This window comes from Camelimonas lactis (genome assembly GCF_004342915.1).
Lineage (GTDB): Bacteria > Pseudomonadota > Alphaproteobacteria > Rhizobiales > Beijerinckiaceae > Camelimonas > Camelimonas lactis.
Window position 1 is genome coordinate 213,069 of sequence record NZ_SLWL01000004.1, and the last position, 24,031, is coordinate 237,099.

16 protein-coding genes are annotated in these 24,031 nt (G+C 68.2%); 7 read left to right on the forward strand and 9 right to left on the reverse strand.

The window, feature by feature from the left end:
- Nucleotides 1-92 precede the first annotated feature (92 nt).
- From EV666_RS06965 to EV666_RS06980, 4 genes are all read right to left on the reverse strand, one after another.
- Nucleotides 93-1,115, reverse strand: coding sequence for a hypothetical protein (locus EV666_RS06965; protein WP_132005134.1), 1,023 nt, complete (start codon nt 1,113-1,115; stop codon nt 93-95).
- Nucleotides 1,090-2,469 (reverse strand): MBOAT family O-acyltransferase, encoded by a 1,380-nt coding sequence (locus EV666_RS06970; protein ID WP_132005137.1) that lies wholly within the window; start codon nt 2,467-2,469, stop codon nt 1,090-1,092. The genes EV666_RS06965 and EV666_RS06970 overlap by 26 nt, the downstream gene beginning before the upstream one ends.
- A gap of 502 nt (nt 2,470-2,971) precedes the next feature.
- Nucleotides 2,972-3,400: a hypothetical protein gene (locus EV666_RS06975; RefSeq protein ID WP_165909924.1), complete on the reverse strand. Its 429-nt coding sequence runs from the start codon at nt 3,398-3,400 to the stop codon at nt 2,972-2,974.
- A gap of 259 nt (nt 3,401-3,659) precedes the next feature.
- Nucleotides 3,660-4,706, reverse strand: coding sequence for an alcohol dehydrogenase (locus tag EV666_RS06980; RefSeq protein WP_132005143.1), 1,047 nt, complete (start codon nt 4,704-4,706; stop codon nt 3,660-3,662).
- 273 nt (nt 4,707-4,979) lie between these two features.
- Here EV666_RS06980 and EV666_RS06985 point away from each other — a divergent pair, with 273 nt between their 5' ends.
- Nucleotides 4,980-5,579: a SixA phosphatase family protein gene (locus EV666_RS06985; protein WP_245514268.1), complete on the forward strand. Its 600-nt coding sequence runs from the start codon at nt 4,980-4,982 to the stop codon at nt 5,577-5,579.
- A 21-nt stretch (nt 5,580-5,600) separates the two neighbouring features.
- Here EV666_RS06985 and EV666_RS06990 read toward each other — a convergent pair whose 3' ends face one another.
- Nucleotides 5,601-6,332: a hypothetical protein gene (locus EV666_RS06990; protein ID WP_132005146.1), complete on the reverse strand. Its 732-nt coding sequence runs from the start codon at nt 6,330-6,332 to the stop codon at nt 5,601-5,603.
- A gap of 270 nt (nt 6,333-6,602) precedes the next feature.
- On the opposite strand from EV666_RS06990, the gene EV666_RS06995 reads away from it, so the two are divergent.
- A complete protein-coding gene (locus EV666_RS06995) occupies nt 6,603-8,009 on the forward strand; it encodes a YcjX family GTP-binding protein (protein WP_245514277.1) in 1,407 nt (468 codons plus the stop codon).
- Nucleotides 8,010-8,042: 33 nt separating this feature from the next.
- On the forward strand, nt 8,043-9,059 hold the full coding sequence (locus EV666_RS07000) for a YcjF family protein (RefSeq protein WP_132005152.1): 1,017 nt from the start codon (nt 8,043-8,045) through the stop codon (nt 9,057-9,059).
- Between the two features lie 192 nt (nt 9,060-9,251).
- Here EV666_RS07000 and EV666_RS07005 read toward each other — a convergent pair whose 3' ends face one another.
- Nucleotides 9,252-10,097, reverse strand: coding sequence for an AAA family ATPase (locus EV666_RS07005; RefSeq protein ID WP_132005155.1), 846 nt, complete (start codon nt 10,095-10,097; stop codon nt 9,252-9,254).
- 174 nt (nt 10,098-10,271) lie between these two features.
- A complete protein-coding gene (locus tag EV666_RS07010) occupies nt 10,272-10,850 on the reverse strand; it encodes a tyrosine phosphatase family protein (RefSeq protein ID WP_132005158.1) in 579 nt (192 codons plus the stop codon).
- A gap of 318 nt (nt 10,851-11,168) precedes the next feature.
- On the opposite strand from EV666_RS07010, the gene EV666_RS07015 reads away from it, so the two are divergent.
- Together EV666_RS07015 and EV666_RS07020 are read left to right on the forward strand one after the other, a co-directional pair.
- Nucleotides 11,169-11,684, forward strand: coding sequence for a Spy/CpxP family protein refolding chaperone (locus EV666_RS07015; protein ID WP_132005161.1), 516 nt, complete (start codon nt 11,169-11,171; stop codon nt 11,682-11,684).
- Between the two features lie 619 nt (nt 11,685-12,303).
- Nucleotides 12,304-13,479 (forward strand): vWA domain-containing protein, encoded by a 1,176-nt coding sequence (locus tag EV666_RS07020; protein ID WP_132005164.1) that lies wholly within the window; start codon nt 12,304-12,306, stop codon nt 13,477-13,479.
- 334 nt (nt 13,480-13,813) lie between these two features.
- Here the strand turns inward: EV666_RS07020 and EV666_RS07025 are convergent, their stop codons facing one another.
- On the reverse strand, nt 13,814-14,245 hold the full coding sequence (locus EV666_RS07025) for a VOC family protein (RefSeq protein ID WP_245514269.1): 432 nt from the start codon (nt 14,243-14,245) through the stop codon (nt 13,814-13,816).
- A gap of 195 nt (nt 14,246-14,440) precedes the next feature.
- On the opposite strand from EV666_RS07025, the gene EV666_RS07030 reads away from it, so the two are divergent.
- A complete protein-coding gene (locus EV666_RS07030; protein ID WP_245514270.1) occupies nt 14,441-14,935 on the forward strand; it encodes a MarR family winged helix-turn-helix transcriptional regulator in 495 nt (164 codons plus the stop codon).
- 109 nt (nt 14,936-15,044) lie between these two features.
- Here EV666_RS07030 and EV666_RS07035 read toward each other — a convergent pair whose 3' ends face one another.
- On the reverse strand, nt 15,045-15,365 hold the full coding sequence (locus tag EV666_RS07035) for a 2Fe-2S iron-sulfur cluster-binding protein (protein WP_132005167.1): 321 nt from the start codon (nt 15,363-15,365) through the stop codon (nt 15,045-15,047).
- Nucleotides 15,366-15,784: 419 nt separating this feature from the next.
- Between EV666_RS07035 and EV666_RS07040 the strand changes: the two genes are divergently transcribed.
- Complete coding sequence (locus EV666_RS07040) at nt 15,785-23,554, forward strand: apolipoprotein A-IV repeat region-like domain-containing protein (protein ID WP_132005170.1); 7,770 nt, start codon at nt 15,785-15,787, stop codon at nt 23,552-23,554.
- Nucleotides 23,555-24,031 lie beyond the last annotated feature (477 nt).

Consider the following 24,031-nt stretch of genomic DNA (forward strand, 5'->3'; position numbering starts at 1 on the left):
GGCAAATTTTGCCCGCAATCGTCCGAATCGCTTCCCTGGCGGCCCGCTGACGCGACGGCGGCGAGACAGGCCGACCGCCGGCATCCTGGGGATCACCGCGTCAGCTTTGCCGCCAGTACGGCGCCGATAGCATCGGCGAACTGTCCCGCCAGGTTTTTACGGAAATGGATTTCATCGTGAAAATTGGCGGGATCGCGATTGACGGGCCGGTCGCCGCCCCAGTCCAGAAACGTCACGTTGGGATGGCGGCTGGCGATGTCGCGGATCTGCGCCTTGCACTGGTTCAGGACAGCTTCCGCGAGGGAATGGGGCTGCGGCTGAAAGTTGATATGGGTCGGCGGCCAGGCCAGCACGGTCTGGGTCGAGGCCGGCAGGGCGGCGAGCATGTCGCCCAGGATGGTCATCGCCGGAAAAACCCTGTCGGGATTATCAGTGTCCACGGGGCGGCTCGCGCTGGACTTCATGGCGTCCTGTTTCGCCTGCGCGCCGGTCTTGCCAAGATAAACCGTTGTATAATCCCAATAACCGTCGGGCCGCGCCATCTCCGCGCCGCCATAAAGCGCCGACAGACGGCGCATCATCTGCTCCACCGCCTGATAGCGGACGAGACCATGCAGATATTCCTGGTTGCTGGCGGAATAAAGCCAGTAGGGAAACTGGCTGCCCCGTTTCTGCTGCGGCCGGCACCACAGTTCATCCACGCCAATGACCGCCGCGCGCGGCGCGCGGTGATGGCGAAGAAACGTCTCAAACACCGGCTGCTCCTCAAGCGGACCAGACCGCAGCACGCTGAGGTTGACGAAACGTCGGCCCGTCAGCCTGTCGAGGCGCTCCGGCTCAAGCATCTGCATGCGTGAGTTGCCGACAACCACCGAGTCGAAACGCTGGTCACGGGCGCGGCTGGCGTTGACCTGCCACGGCGGCCCTTCCGCCACGCCGCGCGCTGACAACAGGGTGAAGCGCCCGGTGTCATAAGGGTCCAGCAGCACAAGGCCGCCAGTCAACCCGGCCAGCAACACGGCGAGGGCGAGGGCGAACGTCCACGCAAACCGCCGCCAGCGGCGTGCGTCGCGCGACGGTGTTGCGCTGTCAGAACTGGAAGTAGATGAACTCATAGTTCGCATCGTCGCCGATCTTGAACAGGATAAGCGTGAAGGCGACCGCCGCGAGGATGGCGAGCACGCGCGACGGAGGCGCCTTGTGCACGGCGGCCCAGGCGGTCGGACCGATCAGGGCAACGGCGGCGGCGATGGCGATGGCGCGCCATTTCAGACCGGCGCCAATCGAGGTCAGCCCCAGCATACCCTCATAGATACGCAGCGCCGCCTCAAAACTCCCGGCCCGGAACAGCACCCAGGTGAAAACCACGAACAGGAAGGTCAGCGCCCAGCCCAGCGCCGCCGGCATGGGCAGGCCAGCCCTGCGCCACAGCAGGCCGACGCCCAGCGCCAGGCCATGGGCCGCGCCCCACGCCACGAAGGTCATGCCGGCGCCATGCCACAGGCCGCCGAGCGCCATGGTGATGAACAGCGCGCACAGTTGCAGCGGCAGGCCGTGACGGTTGCCGCCAAGGGGAATGTAGAGATAGTCGCGCAGGAACCGCGACAGGGTCATGTGCCAGCGCCGCCAGAAATCCTGCAAAGACAGCGAGCGGTAAGGCGCCTCGAAGTTCTGCGGCAGCACGACGCCGAACAGCAGCGCAATGCCCAGCGCCATGTCGGTGTAACCGGAGAAATCGAAATAGATCTGGAACGTGAAAGCCAGCGTGGCCTGCCAGCCCTGGACAAGCGTGATGGTCGCGCCGGTGGCCGCTTCCTGGAAAACCGGATTCACATACGCCGCCAGCGGGTCGCCAATCAGCACCTTTTTGGCGAGACCGGCGCACAAGAGCAGCAGCCCGCGCGCGAAACGCTCCGCCGCGTCGGAGCGCCCATAGGGGCGTTCGTCGAACTGGTGCAGGATTTCGCTCCAGCGCACCAGCGGGCCGGCCAGCACCTGCGGAAAGAAGGCGATGTAGAGGCCGTATTTCACCAGGCCGACCTGGGGCGCGCGGCCAGCGCGCAGGTCCACCAGATACATGACGTGATGGAAGGTAAAGAAGGAGATGCCGAGGGGCAAGGCGTCGCCGGAACCGAAAACATCGACGCCCTTCATCGTCAGGCCAGGAATGAAGCTGGCGAAGAAACCGGCGTATTTGAACACGCCGAGCACCAGCAGGTTGACGCAGATCGCAAGGGTAATCAGCCAGCCGAGGCGCGCCTGGCAAAAGATGCGCGCCAGCATCCAGTTAAGCCCGATGGACGCCACCAGCAGCGGCGCAAAGCGCCAGTCCCAGTAACTGTAGAAAGCGAACGACAGCAACAGCAGCAGCGGCAGGCGCCATTCCGGGCGGAAGCGTTCGGCGAGCCAGTGAACAAGCAAGGAGAATGGTAGAAACAGCAGCAGGAAAATGAACGAATTAAACAGCATTCCGTACGGATCCCCGAGCGCCGGACCACGCCGGCGCATGCGTGGGAACGATCGCGCCGCAACGTGAAAGCCGCCCCCCACCACAAACCTGGAGCGCATTCCGTCAAACACAACAGAATGCCGCCCCGCCTTTGGCGCCATAGCGCGCCGCGCAAACCGGCGCCCCTTCCGCCAGGAAATGCATCGTCGCGCGCGGGTTTACCGCAACGCCGATCAGACCCCGCCGGCGGCCAGACGCGGGCGCCTTTTCCCGATCTGCGGCCTGCCGTCCGGGGCGGCCCGCGCGTCTGGCGCGAAATCCGGTTTCTCATGCCAACGCCGATACGCGCCGGCAGGACCGGGTTCGGCCAACGCCGCAGTCACGCCGCCGCATGTTCGCCAGGGCCCGTAGGGCGCAGGTTATTCCATGCTGGCGCGTCACGCGCGGCGACACTTGTCCACTGGCCCGGAATAATCGGCCGTTTCTTCAAAAGAGCTTAACTGGCGGCCCCCGGAAAAAACTTTAGCGCCATCCCGCTGTCGCATCCGGAGATGGATGGCTGGCGGGGTGGTCCAGCCGTTTGACGCGGGCCTCGATCCGGTCCAGCCGCATCAGGATGCCACTGAGCCGGTCCGGGTCCATGCCGATGCTGTCCGCCGCGGCGCCGGTGGACCTGGCCATCTCCCGCGTCGCCGCAATCAGCGCCTGCATGTCATCGGTTTCAGCTGACCGGGCCTGAGTTGATCGGGTCTGGGCTGACAAGGGCTGGGCGGGCAAGGCTTGTGCTGGCAATGCCTGGGCGCCCGTCGCCGGGCGCTCGGCCGCCGGTTGCGACCGGCCCATTGCGCCGCCAGCCATTCCCGGGCCACCGGTCATCCCCGGGCCACCGGCCATGGCGGGCGCGCCGGCCAGAATGGCCCATCCGGCGACGACCAGTGTGCGACTGTTCATGTTCAACATGTAGCCACATCCTGTCTGGAGATGCCGGCGGCTCACGCCGCGAAGCCTCGCCAGCCGGCTCGGGAAAACAGGGAACCGCCGTCCAGCATGACAGCCGGACGACGAATCAGATGATACAGGCAACCCTGGCCCATTCACAATGTCTGGAACGGTTCCAGCGACAGGTCGCCCGCCCCTGCTCCCACGCCTGCGCCCACGGCGTGATCCCGCGCGGCCGCCGGCCCGGGGCCGGCGGCGCGCGCGGCTTCCCTCAGGGGGTCAGCACGGCGCGGCCAACGATGCGGCCGAGGCGCAGGTCCTCAAGCGTCGCGGCCACGTCCTTCAGCGGCCGGTGGATCAGCGGCACGGCGGGAACCTTGCCGGCCTTCACCAGCTCAATCAGCTCATGCAGCTCGACGAGGCTGCCGACGAACGAGCCCTGCACGGTGGCCGCCTTGATTGGGAACATGGGCAGCGACCAGTTGGCCTGACCGCCGAACAGGCCGACGATGACCAGCTTGCCGCCCTTGCCCAGCGCATCGAAACCCAGCGACGTGGTGGCGGTGTTGCCCACCAGGTCAAGCGCGCCGCGCACGCCGCCGCCAGCCGCGGCCATGATCTGCTTCACGGCGTCTGGCGCGGTGGGGTCGATGGCGGCGATGGCGCCGGCGGCCACGGCCGCCTCGCGCTTGGCCGGGTCGATATCGACCACCACGGCCCCTTTGGCGTTCATGGCCTTCAGCAGGGTCAGGGCCATCAGGCCAAGACCGCCGGCGCCCAGAATCAGGATGGGGTCGGTCGACAGGAAGTCGCTGAACTTGTTCAGGGCGCTGTAGGTGGTGAGGCCCGAGCAGGCGTACGGGGCCGCGACGTCAGGGGCGATGCCGGTGATGTCGAGCAGATATTTGGGGTCAGAAACCAGGATGTGGTCGGCGTAGCCGCCGTCGCAGGTGACGCCGAGCGCCTTCGGCCGGTTGCAGAGGTGCTCGTCGCCGGCGGCGCAAATGCTGCAATGCCCGCAGCCAATCCACGGGAACACCAGGCGCGTTTCGCCAACCTTCACCCCTTCGGCCTCGGGACCGACGGCAACCACTTCGCCCACCGTCTCATGGCCCATGGTCAACGGCAGGGGGATGCCCCGCATCTGCATCTTGCGGCCGCCACCGAGATCGTAGCTGCCTTCCCAGATGTGAATGTCGCTGTGGCAGACGCCGGAAGCCTTCACCCGCAGCAGAACCTGCTTGCCCTCGGGAGTCGGCGTTTCGAGATCCACCGTCTCGAGAGGAGCTCCAAATTCGGCCAGGCGATAACTTCTCATTGTGGATTTCCTCCCGATGCAGAAACAGGTGGCGTATTCATGATGGCGAACGCCCGTTTGGGCAAGCCTCACCGCGCGCCGCCAGGGGCGATTTTCCCGCGACTTTCGCCGAAGACGGCGGCGGCGCGCGCCAATCGGCTCCGTCGTCCCGAGGGCGGAGGCCGGAGCCGGACATTTTCACTTTCCCGCGCATGCTTTAAACACAGATATAAACGATGCTGCGATGGAATGGCTGTCCGCCGGCGACCGCAAGGGAGCAACAGACGGCGACGCATGCCCAGGACAGACAGCGACAGGGGAATTGAGATGTTGCGCCTGATGTTGTTGCGTCACGCAAAAGCCGCCTGGCCCAGGGACGTCCAGGACCAGGACCGGCCGCTGGCGGAGCGGGGACGCAAGGCCGCGCCGCTGATGGGCGCCTATCTGGCGCAGGAGAACCTGCTGCCAGACCTCGCCATTGTTTCCCCGGCGGCCCGGACGCGCCAGACCTGGGATCTCGTTAACGCCGCCCTGGGCAAGGCCTTTCCCGGCGAAACCATTCCCGTGGTTTATGAGCCACGCATCTACGAAGCCAAGGTGGAGGACCTTCTCCACGTGATCCAGGACGAGCATGCGGTCCAGGACAATCGTCCGGCCCATTCGCTGTTGCTGGTGGGGCACAATCCCGGCTTCGAGGAACTGGCGCACATGCTGGTCAGCCATGGCGACCGCTACGCCTTCGCCCGCCTTTCACAAAAATACCCCACCGGGGGACTGGCGGTGATCGACTTCAATGTCGGCTCATGGGCGGAGGTGACGCCGCGTAGCGGCCGGCTTGACCGCTTCATCACCCCCCGCGCCCTGGAAGGCATGGCGGAAGACAACGAGGATTGAGGCGTCCGGCCCGGGTTGATCTCAAACCATCCCGACAGCCACCACCTCACGAAGCCCCTCATCCGCGATCTTATGAAAATAGTCCATGGTTCCGGCGAAGTAGCGGCTTTCTCCTCCCGCACCGCGAATCCGGCCTGGGAGTTGCTCCCAGGGAGGCGCATGGACGTCGTGGATCTGGACTCCGTCCTGAAAGACGACTTCCTGGTTGCGCGGGCGAAATGACTTCTCCCCCGGCTCGCTGACATGCGCGACGGCGCCGTGGACCCTGGCAAGCGCTCTGCCTGGCAATGCGACATCGCGCCCGGGCGCCTGCTCCAAAACGCGCCGTAGCACTGTGGGCTCCAGGCCGCGAACCCTGCCTTTAAACCCATGGACACGCACGCCACGCAACCGCCGCGAGAGTCTGCCGGCAAGCGAGGCTTCGCCGCCCTCTCCCCCGTGACATACGACCAGCCGCAGCACATGGAACGGGCCAAGGCGCCTGCGAATTTCGCGGAGGAACCCCGAAAGCTGGCTGTCGTCACGCGGTGCATTTTCAATCAGGGCATACGCATCCGACGCCGCGGTTGGGGGCGCCCCATGCGCCGTCAGCATAAGCTGACCGCCTTCCCTCTGTTCGTGGAAAACCACCCAGTCGCCGCCGACAAGCATCCGTCCCTCTGCCGCCGGGGGGCCAGGGTTACCAAAACCACTGAAAGCGTCTGCCCCGAACCATCCCGGGTCATCCCCGACCCTCAAAAACGCCTCGAGCATCGTCAATTCTTCCCACCCCCAAATATACAAACGACAGTCTGCGCTGGCGCGCCGCCATTACCAATGACTGGCGAAAGTCAGGCGGCTTCCCATATGCTGCAATATCGTGGCGGCGGCTGCGCCTTCCGTCCCGCGCCCGGATCGTCCAGTCCGGCCTTCGGGCCGGTCTTTCATTGTCTGATCTGACGCGCGCGCCCTTTCCAGGCCGGGCCTGCGCCTCCAGGAGCGTTGCATTTGAGCGGAACGGTTTTCACGCAGACCTATGACGCGATCCGCAACGCCGCGGATTTCGCTCTCAGCGCCGTGCAGCCGGGCGTCCGGCTGGGCGTCACCGGCCTTTCCCGCTCCGGCAAGACGGTTTTCACCACCGCCATGGTGCATCACCTGCTGGAGGTGACGCCGATGCCGGTGTTCCGCGCCGCCGCCGAAGGGCGCATCCGCCGGGCGCGGCTGGCGCACCAGCCGGACGACGACGTGCCGCGCTTTCCCTATGAGACTTATCTGGAAGCGTTGACGGGGCCGGAGCGCAACTGGCCGCGATCGACCAACCGCATCGCCGAGTTGCGCATCGCCATCGACTATGAGCGCGCCAGCGGCTGGCGCAAGGGGCCGGCGACGCTCAACCTGGACGTGGTGGATTATCCCGGCGAATGGCTGACTGATCTTGCCCTGCTCGAGGAAAGCTACGCCGACTGGGCGCGCGAAACCATCGCCGCCGCGCGCCGGCCAGACCGGGCGGCCATCGCCGGCCCATGGCTGGCGGCGCTGGCGGAAACAGACGCCGGCGCCGCGGCCGACGAGGCGCTGGCAGAGCGCGTGGCCGACGCCTTCAAGACCTATCTGGCCGCGCTGCGCGCCGGGCCGGAGGCGGTGGCGACGACGCCGCCGGGCCGGTTTTTGATGCCTGGCGACCTCGCCGGCTCGCCCGCCCTCACCTTCGCGCCGCTCGACCTGAAGGGCGTGACCCCAGCGTCCGGCACGATGGCCGCGCTGATGGACCGGCGGTTCGAGGCCTACAAGAGCCGGGTGGTGGGACCGTTTTTCCGCGAGCACTTCGCCCGGCTGGACCGGCAGCTGGTGCTGGTGGACGTGTTGGCGGCGCTGGACCGGGGGCCCGCGGCGCTGGCCGAGCTGGAAACCGCCATTGACCGGGTGCTGCTGGCGTTTCGCGCCGGGCGCAACACGCTGGCGTCGCGCATTTTCATGCCGCGCATCGACCGGGTGCTGTTCGCCGCCACCAAGGCGGACCATCTGCACCAGTCCGGCCACGCGCGCCTGGAGGCCATTTTGCGGCTGCTGGTGGACCGCGCCATCCGGCGCACGGAGGGCGCGGGCGCGCGGGTCGGCACGGTGGCCCTGGCCTCGGTGCGCGCCACGCGCGAGGCCATGGTGCGTGAGGGCGGCGTGAAGCTGCCGGCCATCGTCGGCACGCCGGAAGCTGGCGAAAGCATCGACGGCCAGGTGTTCGACGGCCTGACCGAAGCGGCGATTTTTCCGGGTGAGCTTCCCGAGCAGCCCGAGGCGGTGTTTCAGGGGGCCATCGCGCCGGGGTCGTTGCGGTTTCCGCGCTTCCGGCCGCCGGCGCCGTTGCTGGACGCGGCGGGCCGCGCGCACGCCCTGCCCCACATCCGCCTCGACCGCGCGCTGGAATTCCTGCTCGCCGACCGCCTGGCGTGAACCAGGACCCCACAGGCCAATGGGCAAACACCAATGAGCAACCGACCCCGCGCCTTCCGCCTCGACAGCGCCGACGTCGCCGCCGTGCCGGCGGACGCCGCCCACGCGCCCCAACCGCCGGCGCGCGTTGTCGTGGCCGCGGAGCCAGGCGAGATCGTCGACGCGCCATTGGCGCCGGCGGAGCCGCCCCGGCGCCGGCGCGCCCCGTGGGTCGGCATGCTGCTGTCAGCCCTGGGCGGCCTGGCGGTTTTTGGCATCGGCCTGTGGGTCGATTCCCTGGTGCGGCGGCTGTTCGCCATCAACCCCGGCCTTGCCTGGGCGGCGATCGCGCTGGCGGCGCTGGCGGGCCTCGCCCTGCTCGGCCTGCTGACCCGGGAGACCCTGGGCGTACTGCGCGAGCGCAAAATCGAGCGCCTGCGCCAGGCGGCCGGCGAGGCCCACGCCGCCAACAGCGATCGCGACGCCCGGGCGGTGGTGAAGGATCTGGACGCGCTTTATGCGCGGCGCGCCGACACGGCGCGGGCGCGCGCCGCCCTCGCCAACATCGATGAAACAATTATCGACGGCCAGGATCGCCTGGCCATCGCCGAGCGCGAACTGATGACGCCGCTGGATCGCAGGGCGCGGCAGGCGGTGGCGCGGGCGGCGAAGCAGGTGTCGCTGGTGACGGCGGTGAGCCCGCGCGCCATCGTCGATGTGGGCTTCGTGCTGTATTCATCGTTCACGCTGGTGCGCCGGGTGGCGGCGATCTATGGCGGCCGGCCTGGCTTTTTTGGCTTCCTGCGCCTGGCGCGCAATGTGGCGGCGCATCTGGCGGTCACTGGCGGCATGGCGGCGGGCGATGGCCTGGTGCAACAGGCCATGGGCCTGGGCCTCGCCGCCAAGGTGTCGGCCCGGCTCGGCGAAGGCGTGCTGAACGGCATGCTGACCGCCCGCGTCGGCCTCGCCGCCATCGACGCCTGCCGGCCCATGCCGTTCCACGCCCTGCCGGCGCCCACCTTCACCGAAGTTGCCGGCCACCTGTTCGACAATGGCGAGAAAAACGTCTGAGACAGGGAGGGGCCCGCCGCCGCAACCCGCCAGGGCCAGCCGCGCGCCAGCGTTCTGCGGCAAAGGCGATGCGCGCGCAGCATCCGCGTCGCAAGACCGCCGGCCAATGTCCGCATCAGGGCCCTGAACATGCAAAAGCCGCCCGGATGATCCGGGCGGCTTCGTGATGGGCGGCGGAGAGTGGCTGGCGGCTCAGCGCTGCTCGCGGCGGGCCATGAAGGCCAGCTTCTCGAACAGGCTCACGTCCTGCTCGTTCTTCAGCAGGGCGCCGTGCAGCGGCGGAATGGCCTTGCGCGGGTCGCGCTCGCGCAGGGCGTCGGGGCCAATGTCCTCGGCCATCAGCAGCTTGAGCCAGTCGAGCAGTTCCGAGGTGGAGGGCTTTTTCTTCAGGCCCGGCACGTCGCGCACGTCGAAGAACAGCTTCAGCGCTTCCTCGACCAGGCGATGGTGGATGCCCGGGTAGTGCACCTCGACGATGGCCTTCATGGTCTCTTCGTCGGGGAAGCGGATGTAGTGGAAGAAGCACCGGCGCAGGAAGGCGTCCGGCAGTTCCTTTTCGTTGTTGGAGGTGATGATCACCACGGGGCGCTGGGTGGCCCTGATGGTCTCGCCGGTCTCGTAGACATGGAACTCCATGCGGTCGAGCTCGAGCAGCAGATCGTTCGGGAACTCGATGTCGGCCTTGTCGATCTCGTCGATCAGCAGGACGGGGCGGCCGCCATGCTCAAAGGCTTCCCAGAGCTTGCCCTTCTTGATGTAGTTCTTGATGTCGGTGACGCGGCTGTCGCCGAGCTGGCTGTCGCGCAGACGGCTGACGGCGTCATATTCATACAGCCCCTGCTGCGCCTTGGTGGTCGACTTGACGTGCCAGGTGAGCAGCGGCGCGCCAAGGGCGCGCGCGATTTCCTCCGCCAGCACGGTCTTGCCGGTGCCCGGTTCGCCTTTCACCAGAAGCGGACGCTCCAGAACGATCGCCGCATTGACGGCAACCTTGAGATCCTCCGTCGCGACGTAGGAATCGGTACCCGTAAACCGCATGCTGTTTTCCATTTTATACAAGTTCGTTGGCTGGCGCGGACAGTAAGCGCCAGGGGGCGCGTCAAGCAAGTGTTTGATCGGGGAAAATCCGCACTGACGCGTTTGCGGCGCACGGCGCGCCGCGACGTTGTCGAGACGCATCCCGTCCCGAAACGCGGCGCCGCCGCTGCTTCCTCAGGCGTGAACCGCTGAATCCACTTCGGCGCCGCGGCCATACATGCGGATCATCTGCGGAATGTCCGGGCGCACGCGGCACTGGTGACCGTACAGCTTGCGCAAAGCCGCGCTGAAGCGGCCGCGACGACCGAGGATGTCGTCGGCGAAACCGATCATGCGCGAGTTGGGCCACATCTGCGGCCGCACCTGCAGGATGCGGGCGAAAATGGTTTCCTCATCGGATTCGGGATGGTCCTGGAGCAGCAGCGTCGCCATGGCGGCGGTGGAGCGCGACACGCCCATGTGGCAGTGCACCAGCAGGTGGTCCTGCTTCTCCGGCACGAGATCGATGGTTTCCCCGAACTCCAGCAGACGGATCACATCCTTGCGCTCCGGCAGGATCATGCCGGCGGTCGGCGCGATAATGTCGTGGAAGCGCAGGGTCAGGCGGCGGTGATCGCCATAGTCGCCGAAGGCCTCCGGCTCCTCCCGGTCGGGATCGAGAATCGACAGCACATGGGTGACCGATCGCGCCCGCTGGTCCGGCAACTCATCAATGCCGCAAACGACGAACTTGTCCCGAATGCTTTCGCGCATGCCTGTCTCCTCTCCCACCATATTATACGTTTATATATGTCGCGGTTACGGCATCGCGCCTGACCTGTCGACCCCCACGCGCCTGCGTCACGCGCGGCCACGCAATCCGGCAGGCCGTAACGTCATCCGTCGGGGCGCGACACATACACGGGCGGGGAGCGTAAAGATTACAGTCACGTTAACTGATTTGACCAAATCATGACATGACGCTTGGGGAGAAATACCAGCGCGGCGCATCAAATTCGCTTCATTACGGATCATTAATTTGAAATCGGCCGAAGGGCGCCCCACATTCCTTACATCTGTTCTGGAGGACTGATGAACATGAATAAAGTTTTCGCCGCCCTTACCCTCAGCGCCGCTCTGGCCGCCTCTGGCGCGGCTTTCGCCCAGCAGGCTGACGGCGCCAAGGCTGGCCAGCCCGCCCCAGGCAAACACCAGCGCATCAGTGCTGACGATCGCGCCGCGCTCACCGACGCGCGCATCGCTGGCCTCAAGGCTGGCCTCAAGCTCAACGCCGACCAGGAAAAGCTGTGGCCGGGCGTCGAGAAGGCCCTGCGCGACGCCGCCCAGGCCCGCGCAGAGCGGATGGCGAAATTCAAGGAAGAGCGCAAGGAAGCCCGGGAGGAAGGCAAGAAGGGCGACTTCGTCGAGCGCCTGCGCCGGGGCGCCGACATGGCCACCGAACGCGCCACCGAAATGCGCAAGCTCGCCGACGCGGTCGACCCGCTCTACAAGACCCTGGACGATGGCCAGAAGCGCCGCCTCGGCATGCTGCTGCGCGCCAGCGTTCCGCATGGCATGGACCACCACAAGCACGGCAAGCGCCACTAACGCCAGTCAGGCGCCCTGGCTTCCGGGGCGCCATGATGGGACCTGGTCCCGCGCTGCCGGTCCTGCCGGCGCCGCGCTGGACCCCCCCTCCTGCTCACCCGTTCTGAGCGGATTTTTGCAGACCCCGCCTCTTGACCACCGGATGACGCCGCCGCGCGTTATCCGGTTTTTTTTGGCGCCGCCGCCCGTCAGGCGGTTTCGCCCACGCCCGCCGTCGCCTGCTCCGCCCGAACCTGACCCCCGATCTGATCTGGCCGGTCTGGCCTGGCCAGTCTGATCTGGCCAGGCCCTCTGCCCGGCCCGGTGCGCCGAAAATGCTCAGGGGTCTTGCTATCCTGGCCATCGCGCATGATAGACAATGTCAACGCGTCCCGACGGCCGGCGCTCCCCCGGGGGAGTCGCGGTCGCGCGGGGCAATGAACAGAACGATCAACAAGACGGGCCACAGCCAGGCGCATGAGCCAGCCCGGCGCAGACCAGGCGGTCTGGCGTCGGCCGGCGAAGCGCCGCCCATGACCGGAGGCGGGCGCCTGTCCGCAGCCAGTCATGGCGTCAGGAGGCGACCGGCGTTCCGGAGTGAATGCGTCGCGCCCGGGGCGTCCGCCGGCGAGGGAGAGCCATGTTTCTGAAATTCTTCACAGAACTGCGCGGCGCCAAGGTGCCGGTTTCCCTGCGCGAATACCTGACCCTGCTGGAGGGGCTCGACCAGGACCTGGCTGAAAAGAAGGTCGAGGATTTCTATTACCTGTCGCGCGCCTGCCTGGTGAAGGACGAGCGCAACCTCGACAAGTTCGATCAGGTGTTTGGCAAGGTGTTCAAGGGCCTGGAGAAGGTCGGCGAGGCCATCGAAGCCGAGGAAATCCCGGAGGAGTGGATCCGCAAGATGGCGGAGCGCTACCTGACCGAGGATGAGAAGAAAGAAATCCAGGCGCTCGGCTGGGACAAGCTCTGGGAAACGCTCAAGGAGCGGATGAAGGAGCAGAAGGAGCGCCACCAGGGCGGCAACAAGTGGATCGGCACCGCCGGCACATCGCCGTTTGGCGCCTATGGCTACAACCCGGAAGGCGTGCGCATCGGCCAGGACAAGAACCGCAATTTCTCGGCGGTGAAGGTCTGGGACAAGCGCGAGTTCAAGGACCTCGACGATGACGTCGAGCTCGGCACCCGCAATATCAAGGTGGCGCTGCGCCGCCTGCGCAAGTTCGCCCGCACCGGCGCGGCGGAAGAGCTCGACCTCGACAGCACCATCCACGAGACGGCCAACAAGGGCTATCTCGACGTGCAGCTGCGCCCGGAGCGCCGCAACGCCATCAAGGTGCTGCTGTTCCTCGACGTGGGCGGCTCGATGGACTGGCACGTGGAGAAGGCGGAAGAGCTGTTCTCGGCGGCGCGCAGCGAGTTCAAGCACTTCGACCACTTCTATTTTCACAACTGCCTGTATGAGCGGGTGTGGAAGCAGAACAGCCGGCGCTTCCAGGAAGTGACGCCGACCCAGGACATCATCCGCACCTTCCCCTCCGACTACCGGGTGGTGTTCGTCGGCGACGCCTCGATGAGCCCCTATGAAGTGACCATGCCCGGCGGCTCGGTGGAGCACTGGAACGATGAACCTGGCAAGGCGTGGCTGGGCCGCATGATCGACCACTTCCCGAAATCGATCTGGCTGAACCCGGTGAAGGAAGAACACTGGAACTACACCCAGTCGATCAGCCTGATCCGCGATATCTTCGGCCATCGCATGTTCCCGCTGACCCTCGAAGGTCTTGACAAGGCGATGCGCGAACTGTCGCGCTGAAAGAGGCGGCGATCGCAGGTCTGGCGCCTGATCCGCCCGAAACGATCGCCGGCGCCGCCGGCGGTTTGCCGCCCGCGAGGCGGCGCCATCCCACGCACCGCCGCTGCCGTCATGGGGCGGGACTGGCCCAGCCTCCGCCGGATGGACGGCGTATGTGCAGTGAGGCGCCGGTCAATCGGGGAAACGCGGATGCCCGCGACAGGCGCGGGCATGGGGTGGGACAACCGGGGCTGACGGCCTCTGGCGCAGAACGCGATCCGCCCCTTTTGCGGAGACGCCCCGGCGCGGGGCGCCGGCGCATTGGCGCTCGACGCCGCTAGCGCTTTCCGATAGATCAGGCCGCCGGGCAGTCGCCGCCCGTCAGGGGCTGCAACATGCTGTTGCGGTTGCCTTCCGTATCCTCGAAAACGATAAAACGGCCAACGCCCGGGATATCCATGGCTTCGCCATGAATCTTGCCGCCATGCTGGCGGACACGTTCCATGGCCGGTTCGAGCTGTCCAACGGCGATCACCACCGACGTTCCGGCGTTGGGCATCTCCGGACACGGCGTGAAGAAGCCGCCGCCTATGGCGCCGCGATGGCTGCCTCCTGGCACATCGGCGCCGGAGGTCGAAGCAAGCAGGTAATTGCCCATGTCCTCTCCCTGCTGCATGTTCCAGCCGAAGGCGCCAGCATAAAACGCGGCGGCCCGCGCCCGGTCACGGGCAGGCATCTCGAAATGAACGACAGGGCACATGGCGGTGTGGACGGCGGCGGCGCTCATGAATTTTCCCTCCGTGGGCAAATGGAACATCCCTCGCGACCGCGCCGGCTTCCTGGACGAACGCAACGCCAGCGGGCCGATCAGGCTTAACGCCCGGGCGCGCCAGCAACCGGCGTCAGGTTCAATTAAGTTGATATCAACATAAACTTAAGTCAAGATCGGAACTCTTCGCGAGGCAAACGGAAAGTCGGGAGCATGAAACAGCAGGCGGCGGCAGACAACCGGAGAAAGGGCGACCAGGACGGCATGGCGACCTTCACCGACACCATCATGGTGCGCGACGCCTGCCTGTGCCTGCATGTGCAGCGGGCGGCGCGGGTGCTGGCGCGGCGCTTTGACGAGGCGTTCCGCCCCTTCAACCTCACCAATGGTCAGTTTTCGCTGCTCATGGCGCTGAACCGGCCGGAGGCGCTAACCATCAGCGCTGTCGCCACGGTTCTGGCCAGTGATCGCACCACCCTCACGGCGGCGTTGAAACCACTCGAACGGCGCGGCCTTGTGGCGACGGCGCCCGACCCAAGGGACGGGCGATCACGCCGCCTGCGCCTGACGCAGGCGGGGCTGGAACTGCTTGGCCAGGCTTTGCCGGTCTGGAAAGCGGAGCACGCGGCGCTGGAAACCCAACTGGCGGCGGCGGGCTTTCCCGCCGACGCCCTGCGCCGGCAACTGGGAGCGCTGGAGGCGCAGTGACGGCCCGCCTGGGGCGGCGCCTGTTCGCCGAAACGGGAGAAGCGCCATCCGGTCGCGCGAAACGCTGGCGACAGCCGACGTCCACGCCGGCGCCCTCCGGGCGCCCACCCTACCCCTGGCGAACCGGCGTGTGGACGATCAGCCCGTCAAGCTCGGGGGTCATGAAAATCTGGCAGGAAAGGCGCGAGTTCTCCCGCACGTCGAAGGCGAAGTCGAGCATGCCCTGCTCCATGTCCTCCGCCGGCCCGACACGGTCCACCCATTCCTCATCCACATAGACATGGCAGGTGGCGCAGGCGCAGGCGCCGCCGCATTCCCCGACAATACCCGGAATGTCGTGTTTCAGGGCGACTTCCATGACCGTGGCGTTCGGCGCGGCCTCAACCGTGCGCTGCTCGCCGTCCGCATCCACATAAGTAACGCTGGGCATGCCCTCTCCTGCTGTGTGCCTCGCGGCGCCCTGACCGGGGCGCCTGTTATTATGGCGCAGCTATTCCATATCGTTCCGGAGGCCGTCGGCGCCAGTCCCTTTATAGTCCCAGGTCCGGCGGCCGCGACGGGAGGTTTCCCGCCCAGTGCCTGGGCGTCGGCGATGGCGGCGGCTCCGGGATAATCGGCCGGACGCTCCGCCACATTGGTGGACGATCTGTTAACGCCATGAAACATCTGGTAAAAAAGTCGTTAACGACGTTGGAAGATCGAGGCTGGCCAAGGGTTTTAATGACTCTGCCCCAGAACTAAACTCGGGACAGTAAAGATGGGTGAGGTGTCTGTGGAGAGGTGCGTCCGGCGCGTCCTCTCCCGGGCTCCGGTTTTTTCCTGGTCACACCAGGTTCAAGAGGCGGCAGAATGTCGAAGGACAAGAAGCTAAATGATCCCGCGGCGGCGGCTTTGTCAGCTCTGGAAAAGGAGCTGCTTGGCGCCGGGCTTGGCGATCTTGAGCGACTGACTCCAGTGAAGGCGCCCGGGAGCGTGGCTTCCGGCAAAGCCACGCCTGCCAGCGAGCCCCTCAAGGACAAAACCGCCGCCCCGGCCGCCTCTGGCCCCGCGACCGCCGCTTCCGCGACCACCGCGCCGGCAGGCGCCGCCATCGCCTCTGGAGGAACGGCGACCGCCAGCAAGACCGCGCCCACTGGCAAGACCGCGCCCGCCGCAGCTACCGTTTCAGGACCGGCCGCGCCCCAGGCCGGAGCGACGCCCGCCGCTCCGGCGCGTCCCAGCGCGCCAGGCCCGGCTGCGCCTTCGCGCGTCGCATCCACCGGCAAGGAGCCGGTGATGGAGGTTGGCAAAACCCGGATCGCCGCCGCTGGAACCAGCCTGGAAACGAAGCCCGCCGATCCGCAAGCCGCCGACCCACGCCCTGCCGCTCCCACCAGTGTGGCCGCCGGCGCCAGGACCACGGATCCGGTTAAGCCGCCCGCCCAGGCGACTGCTACCACCCCCGTTTCCACGCCGGCGCCCGCGGGCGTCGGCGACGGAAAGAACGCCGCCGGCGACGCCAGCAAGGCTGAGGTCGGGCCTGAGACAAAGTCTGAAACAAAGGCTGAAACCAGCAAGGCAGAACCGGGCAAAACTCCGGCTCCGGCAGGGGCGCCTGCTGGCGCGCCCGCCCGTGCGCCAGCGCCGCTGCCCGGCGCAACGCCAGTGGAGCCTGTGCGTTTGCCCCGCGTCGAGACACCCGCCGCGCTGAGCCGCTCGACCCCGGCGCAGCCCATGCCTGCGGCCGCCTCCATGCCCGCGGCCGCCGCTCCGGCCGCTGGCCGCGCGACTGGCGCGCCGGCGATGATGACCGCCGGCGCCACGGCGCTCGCCATCCAGCCAGAAATCGCCAACAAGGCTGACGCCACAACCGGAGCCGCCGCAAAGCCCGAGCCGAAGCCAGCCGACGCTGGCAAGGTTGACGCTGGCAAGGCTGGCGAAGCGAAGGTTGCAGAAAGCAAGGTTGGCGCAGGCAGGGCTGACGAAGAGAAGATCAACGCCGGCAAGGCGGCGGAAGCTGCCTCTGGCGCGGCCCCCGCGAGCGGAACGTCCCGCCCCGCGCCTGAGCCGCGCCGGGTCGTGTCTCCCGACACCAGCCGCGTGGCCAATGACGACCGGGTGAGCGTGGAGACGCTGGCCGGGATCGGCCGCGCCCGGGCTTCCCGCCTGCCCTATGCGGTGGCGCTGCTGGCCTCGATTTTCTGGCTGGCCGCCGGCGCCCTGGTGCTGTCTGACCAGTTGGGCCTCGCGGGCCTTGCCCTGCATGAGATGGCCGCCCGCCTCGGCCCGACGCGCGGCGCGCTCGCCGGCGTCGCCCTGCTGGCGCCGGTCTTCCTGTTTTTCCTGATCGCCGCCATGGCGATTCGCGCGGCGCAGATGCACCAGGCCTCGCGCGCCATGCTTGGCGCGGCCGTGCGCATGGCGCAGCCGGAATCGCTGGCCTCCGACTCGGTGATGTCCCTGTCCCAGGCCGTGCGCCGCGAGATGGCGGCCATGGGCGACGGCGTCGAGCGCGCCCTGGCCCGCGCCAGCGAACTCGAAACGCTGGTCCGCAGCGAGATTTCCACCCTGGAGCGCTCCTACGCCGACAATGAGGTGCGCATCCGCGCCCTGGTCGAGGAGCTGAGCGAACAGCGCGACGGCATCATTTCCAACGCCGAGCGCGTGCGGGCCGCCATCGAGGGCGCCCACCAGCACATCACCACCGACCTGCTCACCGCCAGCCGCAGCATCGCCGAGGCGGTCGCGGCCGCTGGCGGCCAGGTCACCGACTCGCTCGCGGCGCGCGGCGCGCAGATCGCGGAATCGCTCGGCAAGGCCGGCGACCAGATGGTCAACCAGCTGACGGCGCGCGGCGCCGATCTGGTGGAGCGCATGAGCACGACCAGCGGCTCGGTGTCGAAGTCGCTGACGGAGAAGTCGGAGGCCATCGAGAAGTCGCTTGGCGCCGCCGGCGAGAAGATGACGGCCGGCCTCGCCGTCGCGGCCGCCGACGTGTCGCGCCAGCTCGCCGCCACCGGCGAGACGGTCAGCAAGTCGCTCTCCGAGCGCGCCCGCGACGTCAATGAGCGCCTGCAGACCTCCGGCAAGGAACTGAGCGCTTCGCTCGCCGCCGGCAGCGAAGACCTGCGCCAGAAGATCGAGGGCGCCGGCAAGGTCGTCGTCGAGATGATCGGCACGCGCGGCGGCGGCCTCGCCGACCGCCTGGTCGGCGCCGTCGAGCGCCTGGGCGCCACCCTCGCCGACAACAGCCAGAAGCTGGAAACGACCCTGGCGGCCTCGGGCGACCGCTTCACCTCGCAGCTCGACGCCCACAGCGCCTCGGCCCGCAAGGTGTTCGAGACGAGCGTCAGCCAGCTTTCCGGCAGCTTCGAGCAGCAGAGCCTCACCCTGCAGAAGGCGCTCGCCGCCTCCGGCCAGCAGCTGGCCTCGCTGTTCGACGCCCGCACCACCGCCCTGCGCGCCAGCTTCGAGGACACGGTCGGCAAGCTTGGCAAGGACGTCACCAGCCACGCCGACCTGCTGGAAGGCCTGTTCGCCAAGTCCACCGACGCCTTCGCCACGGTGCTGGACGAGCGCGGGGCCACCCTGCGCGCCGCCATCGACGCCGGCGTCGCCCGCATCGGCCAGGAGGCGAAGACCGCCGCCTCCGACATCGAGAAGACCATCTCCGTCTCCGGCGCGCGCTTCAGCGGCCTCGCCAACGAGCAGAGCGGCAAGCTGCGCGTCACCTTCGACGAAACCTTCGGCCGCCTCGGCTCCGACGTGGAAAGCTATGTCGAGAAGCTGCGCGCCACCTTCGGCGAAACCTCCGGCAAGTTCAGCGCCACGCTCGACGCCCACAGCAGGACGGCGATCGAGGCCATCGACGCCAGCCTTGGCAAGGTGTCGGAATCGTTCCGCACCAGCAGCGCCGAAATGCAGAACCTGCTGGCCCAGCAGGCGGCGGACACGCACGAGAGCATGGCCAACAGCGGCCGCGAGGTCATTATCGCCCTCGCCCGCCAGGCGGCCCGCGTCAACGAGGCGCTGACCAACAACGCCACCACCCTGACCGACAACCTGCACACCCGCGCCCGCGAGGCCGAGGCGGCGCTTTCCGCCCAGTTCAACAGCCTCGACCAGCGCGTCATCGCGCCGGCCGGCAAGATGGTGGAAACGCTGGTGTCGTCCACCGACGACCTCAGCAAGCGCATCGAAGGCAGCATCTCGCGCATCGAGACGATCGTCGTCGGCCGTGGCGAGAGCCTGGCCGAGAAGCTGGCCCGCGAGGCCAGCCGCGCCGCCGAAATCATCGACACGCGCGTCAGCACGTTCGAGGAGCGGGCCACGACGCGCAGCGCCGAGCTCACGCGCATTCTCGATGACGCCATCGGCTCGCTGGACAAGAACCTGGAGGCGCGCGCCTCCGCGATCAGCCAGTCGCTGGAAACCCGTTCTGGCGAGATCGCCCGCGTGCTGTCGCACGGCGGCAGCGAGGTCGCAGGCGCCCTCACCTCCAAGGCGGACGAGATCAACACCGCCATCCTGCGCCACACCGCCAACCTCGCCAGCCTGCTGGTGGGCCGCGCCGACTCGATCAACGTCACGCTGGGTAACCGCGCGGCCGAGATCAGCGAAGCGCTTGGCAAGCATGTCGCCACGTTCGAAAACGCCGTGGCCAGCCGGCTCGACAGCGTCAACGGCGCGCTCTCGGCGAAGAGCGACCGTCTGGTCGACGCTCTTGACCAGCGCCTGGAGAGCATCACCAACGTGCTCGACGAGAAGGGCGGCAAGCTGGTGGGCGACCTCGACGCCCGCAGCCACGACATGGCCAACCTGCTCGACACCCGCACGAGCAGCTTCCAGAAGTTCATGGGCGGCCAGCTGGAGCGCCTGCAGGGCGTGTTCGGCGCCCACGCCGACCGCATGGGCGGCGAGATCACCGCGCGTCTGGAAAGCCTCATCGGCGATCTGGACAACAAGGGCGAGCGCCTGGTGCTGGCCATCGAGAACCGCGGCAAGGAAGCCGGCGCGCGCCTCGACAGCCAGACCGTTCGCCTGGAAGAGGCGGTGGACGCCTCGCTGGAGCGGATTTCGTCCAGCTTCGCCAGCAAGACCGGCTCGGCGGTCGCCGCCCTCGGCGCCCGCATCAACGACCTGGTCGCTGACTTCGACGGCAACGCCCGTCGCCTGGCCGGCGAAATCGAGCAGCGCCAGGGCGCCCTTGCCGGCGCGCTGGAGAAGCAGGCCAGCCAGATCGACGCGACCGTCGACGCCACCCTCAGCCGCATCGCCGGCTCGTTCGCCGAGCATGGCGGCGCCGTGGCCGCCACCCTTGGCGCGCGCATCAGCGGCATGCTGGCCCGTCTCGAAGACAACGGCCGCGCCCTCATCAGCGCCCTGGACGAGCGCCAGGGCAAGCTGGCCGAGAGCCTTGAGGCGCAGACTTCCGGCATCGAAGGCGCCGTCACCAGCTCGGTGGAGCGCATATCCGGCGCCCTGCAGTCGCATGGCGGCTCCGCCGTCGCGGCGCTGGGTTCGCGCATCGACAACCTGATCGGCGATCTGGACCGTCGCGGCGATCGCCTGGCGAGCACGCTGGACAATCGCGGCCGTGATCTGGCCGTGCTGATCGAGCAGAAGACCGAGGCCCTTGAAACGGCCATCGACGCCTCGGCGCAGCGCCTGTCGGCGGCGTTCGACACGCGCGGCGAAGCGGCGGGTCGCGCGCTCACCGCCCGCCTGGACGCCATGATCGGCGACTTCGACGCCCGCGGCGGCAAGCTGCTCGGCGCGCTCGACAGCCGCGCCCTGGACATCGCCGGACTGATCGACGGCAAGACCGCCTCCCTCACCTCGTCGCTGACCGAGTCCGCCGAACGGCTCGCCAACCTGTTCGACCGCCACGGCGGCGCGGCGGCGGCGGCCCTGGGCGCGCGCATCGACGAGCTGGGCGGCCTGTTCGACGAGAAGGGCGCCAGCATGATCGGCCTGCTGTCCGGTCGCGGCAGCGAGATCGCCGGCGTGCTGGAGCAGACCACCGCCCGCGCGGTGGCGGCGCTCGACGCCCAGATCAGCCGCCTCAACGACACGGTGGAGAGCCATGGCGTGGCGGTGAGCGGCGGCCTTTCCGGCCAGATCGACCGCCTTGCCTCGCTGTTCGACGAGCGCGGCGTGGCGCTGGTCAGCAATCTGGGCGCGCGCGGCGACGACATCGCCGACGCCATCGCCCGGGGCGCCGGCCATCTGGAAGCGCGCGTTGGCGGCCAGCTGGCCCGTCTGGACAACGTCTTCCATGGCTATGGCCAGTCTATCTCCGCCGTCATTGGCGAGCGCGTCCAGGCGGCGAGCGAGACGCTCGACGCGGCCGGCTCCTCGCTGGTGGAAACCATCGACGCCCGCGCCCGCCTGCTTGACAATCTGCTTGGGCTGCACGCCGGCCGCATTGGCGAGCAACTGGTGACGCAGATCGACCGTCTTGAAACCACGCTGACCGAGCAGGGCGAGCGCCTTGTCGGCTCCGTGGACGCCAGCGCCGGCAAGCTCTCCGGCGAGGTCGCCCGCATCAGCGAAGTCGCCACGCAAACCATCGGCGCCAGCGCCGGGGCCATGGCCGACGCGGTGCGCGCTCGCGCCGCCGAAGCATCGCGCAACTTCGCCGCCTCGGCGAAGGACATGCGCGCCGCCATGGACGCGGCCGCCGACGAACTGCGCGCCGCCCTCGACACGGCCGCCCGGACCGCCGCCACCGCCGTCACCGAAGCCGGCGACAGGCTGCGCGCTGGCGCGGACGCGGCTTCTGGCGCGGCGGTCACCGCCCTCACCGAAGCCAGCGACAAGCTGCGCGCGGAGGCTGAAACGGCCGCCAGCACGGCGGTCGTGGCCATCACCGGCGCGGGCGAGAAGCTGCGGGCCGAAGCTGGCGCGGTCACCAGCAGCGCCACTTCCGCCTTTGGCGAGGCGGGCGACAGGCTGCGCGCTGAAGCTGGCGGCGCCGCCGCCACGGCGACCGCCGCGGCCGATGGCCTGCGCAATGCGCTCAGCGCCGCAGCGGACGCCATGGTCACGGCCCTGGCCGAGGCCGGCGACAGGCTGCGCACGGACGCGCCCGAGCTGATCGAACGCCTGACCCAGGCCAATCGCCAGCTTCAGGAGATCAGCGTGCACGCGGCCCGTAACCTGACGGCCATCGAGAATGGCCTGAGCGAGCGCGTCGCCGAACTCGGCGCGGTCCTCGGCGCGGTGACCGATGGCGCCGGCGGCGCCTCGCGTGAGCTCGCCGGACAGGTCACGGCGATGAAGTCGGTGAGCGAAAGCACCCTGGCGGAAGCCAACGCCATCGCCGCGCGCTTTGGTGAGGAAAGCCGCGCCCTGTCGACGCTGGCCGGCGAACGCATCGCCGCCCTGCGCGACAGCGTCGGCAAGCTGGAAGAGGCTGAACAGCGCCTGGCCGCCGGCATGGACGGCAAGCGCGAGACGCTGGACGCCATGACCGGCGCCATCAGCGAGCGCACGGCCGACGTGGAGCGTCTGGCGGGCGCGTTCACCGCCCTGATGGAGAAGTCGATCAGCAGCGCCGAGCAGCGCGCCAGCCAGATCACGGCGCTGCTGCGCAAGACCTCGGACGAGGCGGCTGAAAAGCTCTCCGCCCAGTACGACGCCCTGCGCGCCGCCGCCGAACAGCAGCGGGAGAACGCCACCGAGACCATGCGCGCCACCTATGAGAGCGCCGTGGCAGAAGCCGGCAAGGCCATCGAGCAGACCACCGCGAAGTTCCGCGGCGTCGCCGAGGACGTGCGGTCGATGGCGGCGACCATCACCAAGGATCTGGAGGTGACGCGCTCGGAAATCGCCCGCGGCGTGTTCGAACTGCCGCGCGACACGCAGCAGTCCACCGCCGCCATGCGCCGGGTGGTGGCCGAGCAGATCCGCGCGCTGAACGAGCTCAACGAGATCGTCAACCGCGCCGGTCGCGCCCGTAACGACGGCCAGCCGGCTCAGGCTCAGGCCCCTGCCCGTCCGCAGCGCGCGCCGCAACCAGCGGCCCAGGCGCCCAGGACCGTCCAGGCGGCGGCTGACGACAGCGCGCCGCTGGCATGGCCGGTCGCCTCGGCGGCCAGCCGCGCCCAGACGCCGGCCCCTCAGGCCCCGTCTCACCAGGCCCCCGCGCCGACCGCGCCCGCACGTCGCGAACCGACGCCCGCGCGCCAGCGGGAAGAGGCGCGCGCTGAAGGCGGCTGGCTCTCCAACCTGCTGACCCGCGCCTCTGACGAGGCGGAGGATGCGGACCAGCCGCAGCCGTCCATGAGCTCAGCCGAACTGCTCGACACCCTGTCGATCGATATCGGCGAACTCATCAATATGACGGCGCTCGAAGCCTCCTGGGCGCGGCGCAACCGTGGCGAGGCCCACGCCTTCGGGCTGGACCTGTACACGGCGCGCGGCCAGAAAATCTTCGACGACGCCCGGGCCCGCTATCGCATGGATCCCGAATTCCGCCAGACGGCCGATCGCTACGTGGAGGAATTCGACCGGCTGCTGGTCGAGGTGCGCAAGAGCGACAGGGACGGCGCCATGGCGCGCAACTACCTGACCTCGGATACGGGCAAGGTCTACACCATTCTGGCCCATGCCTCGGGCCGGCTGGACCGGCCCTGACCTGCCTGGCGCGTGCGTCGGGCCAGCGAAACGCTGGCCCGCGCCACGGCCATGCAGCGTTTCAGCCGGAAACGCGCCATGGCTTTGGTTATCGGGGACCTGAGTATCCGGAGCCTGGATATCCGGGGTCATTGCCCGGCGCGCTTGCATCATCACCCGCACCCCTGCCCCGGCAATCGCCGGGGCATTTTTTTAGCGTGCGCGGATTTTCGGCGATGACGCGGCGACGACGTCAGCGCCCGACCGGAAAAGTACGTTTGCGGATTTGACTGAACCAGCGGCTCTCGCGGCGTTCCGGTCCATGGTCGGGCGCATTTCCGGCGAGCCGGTTGGCCCATGGGCTTGCGGTGCTTTCAGCGCGAGGCGTAGCGCCGCCCGCAATGCCCGTCGTCGCCGGCCTGCGCCCAATTGGTGGCCCTGCTGGGGGCTGGCGGGTTTCGATGAGGCGCCGGCCGCCGCACTGATCATCCGCCCTGC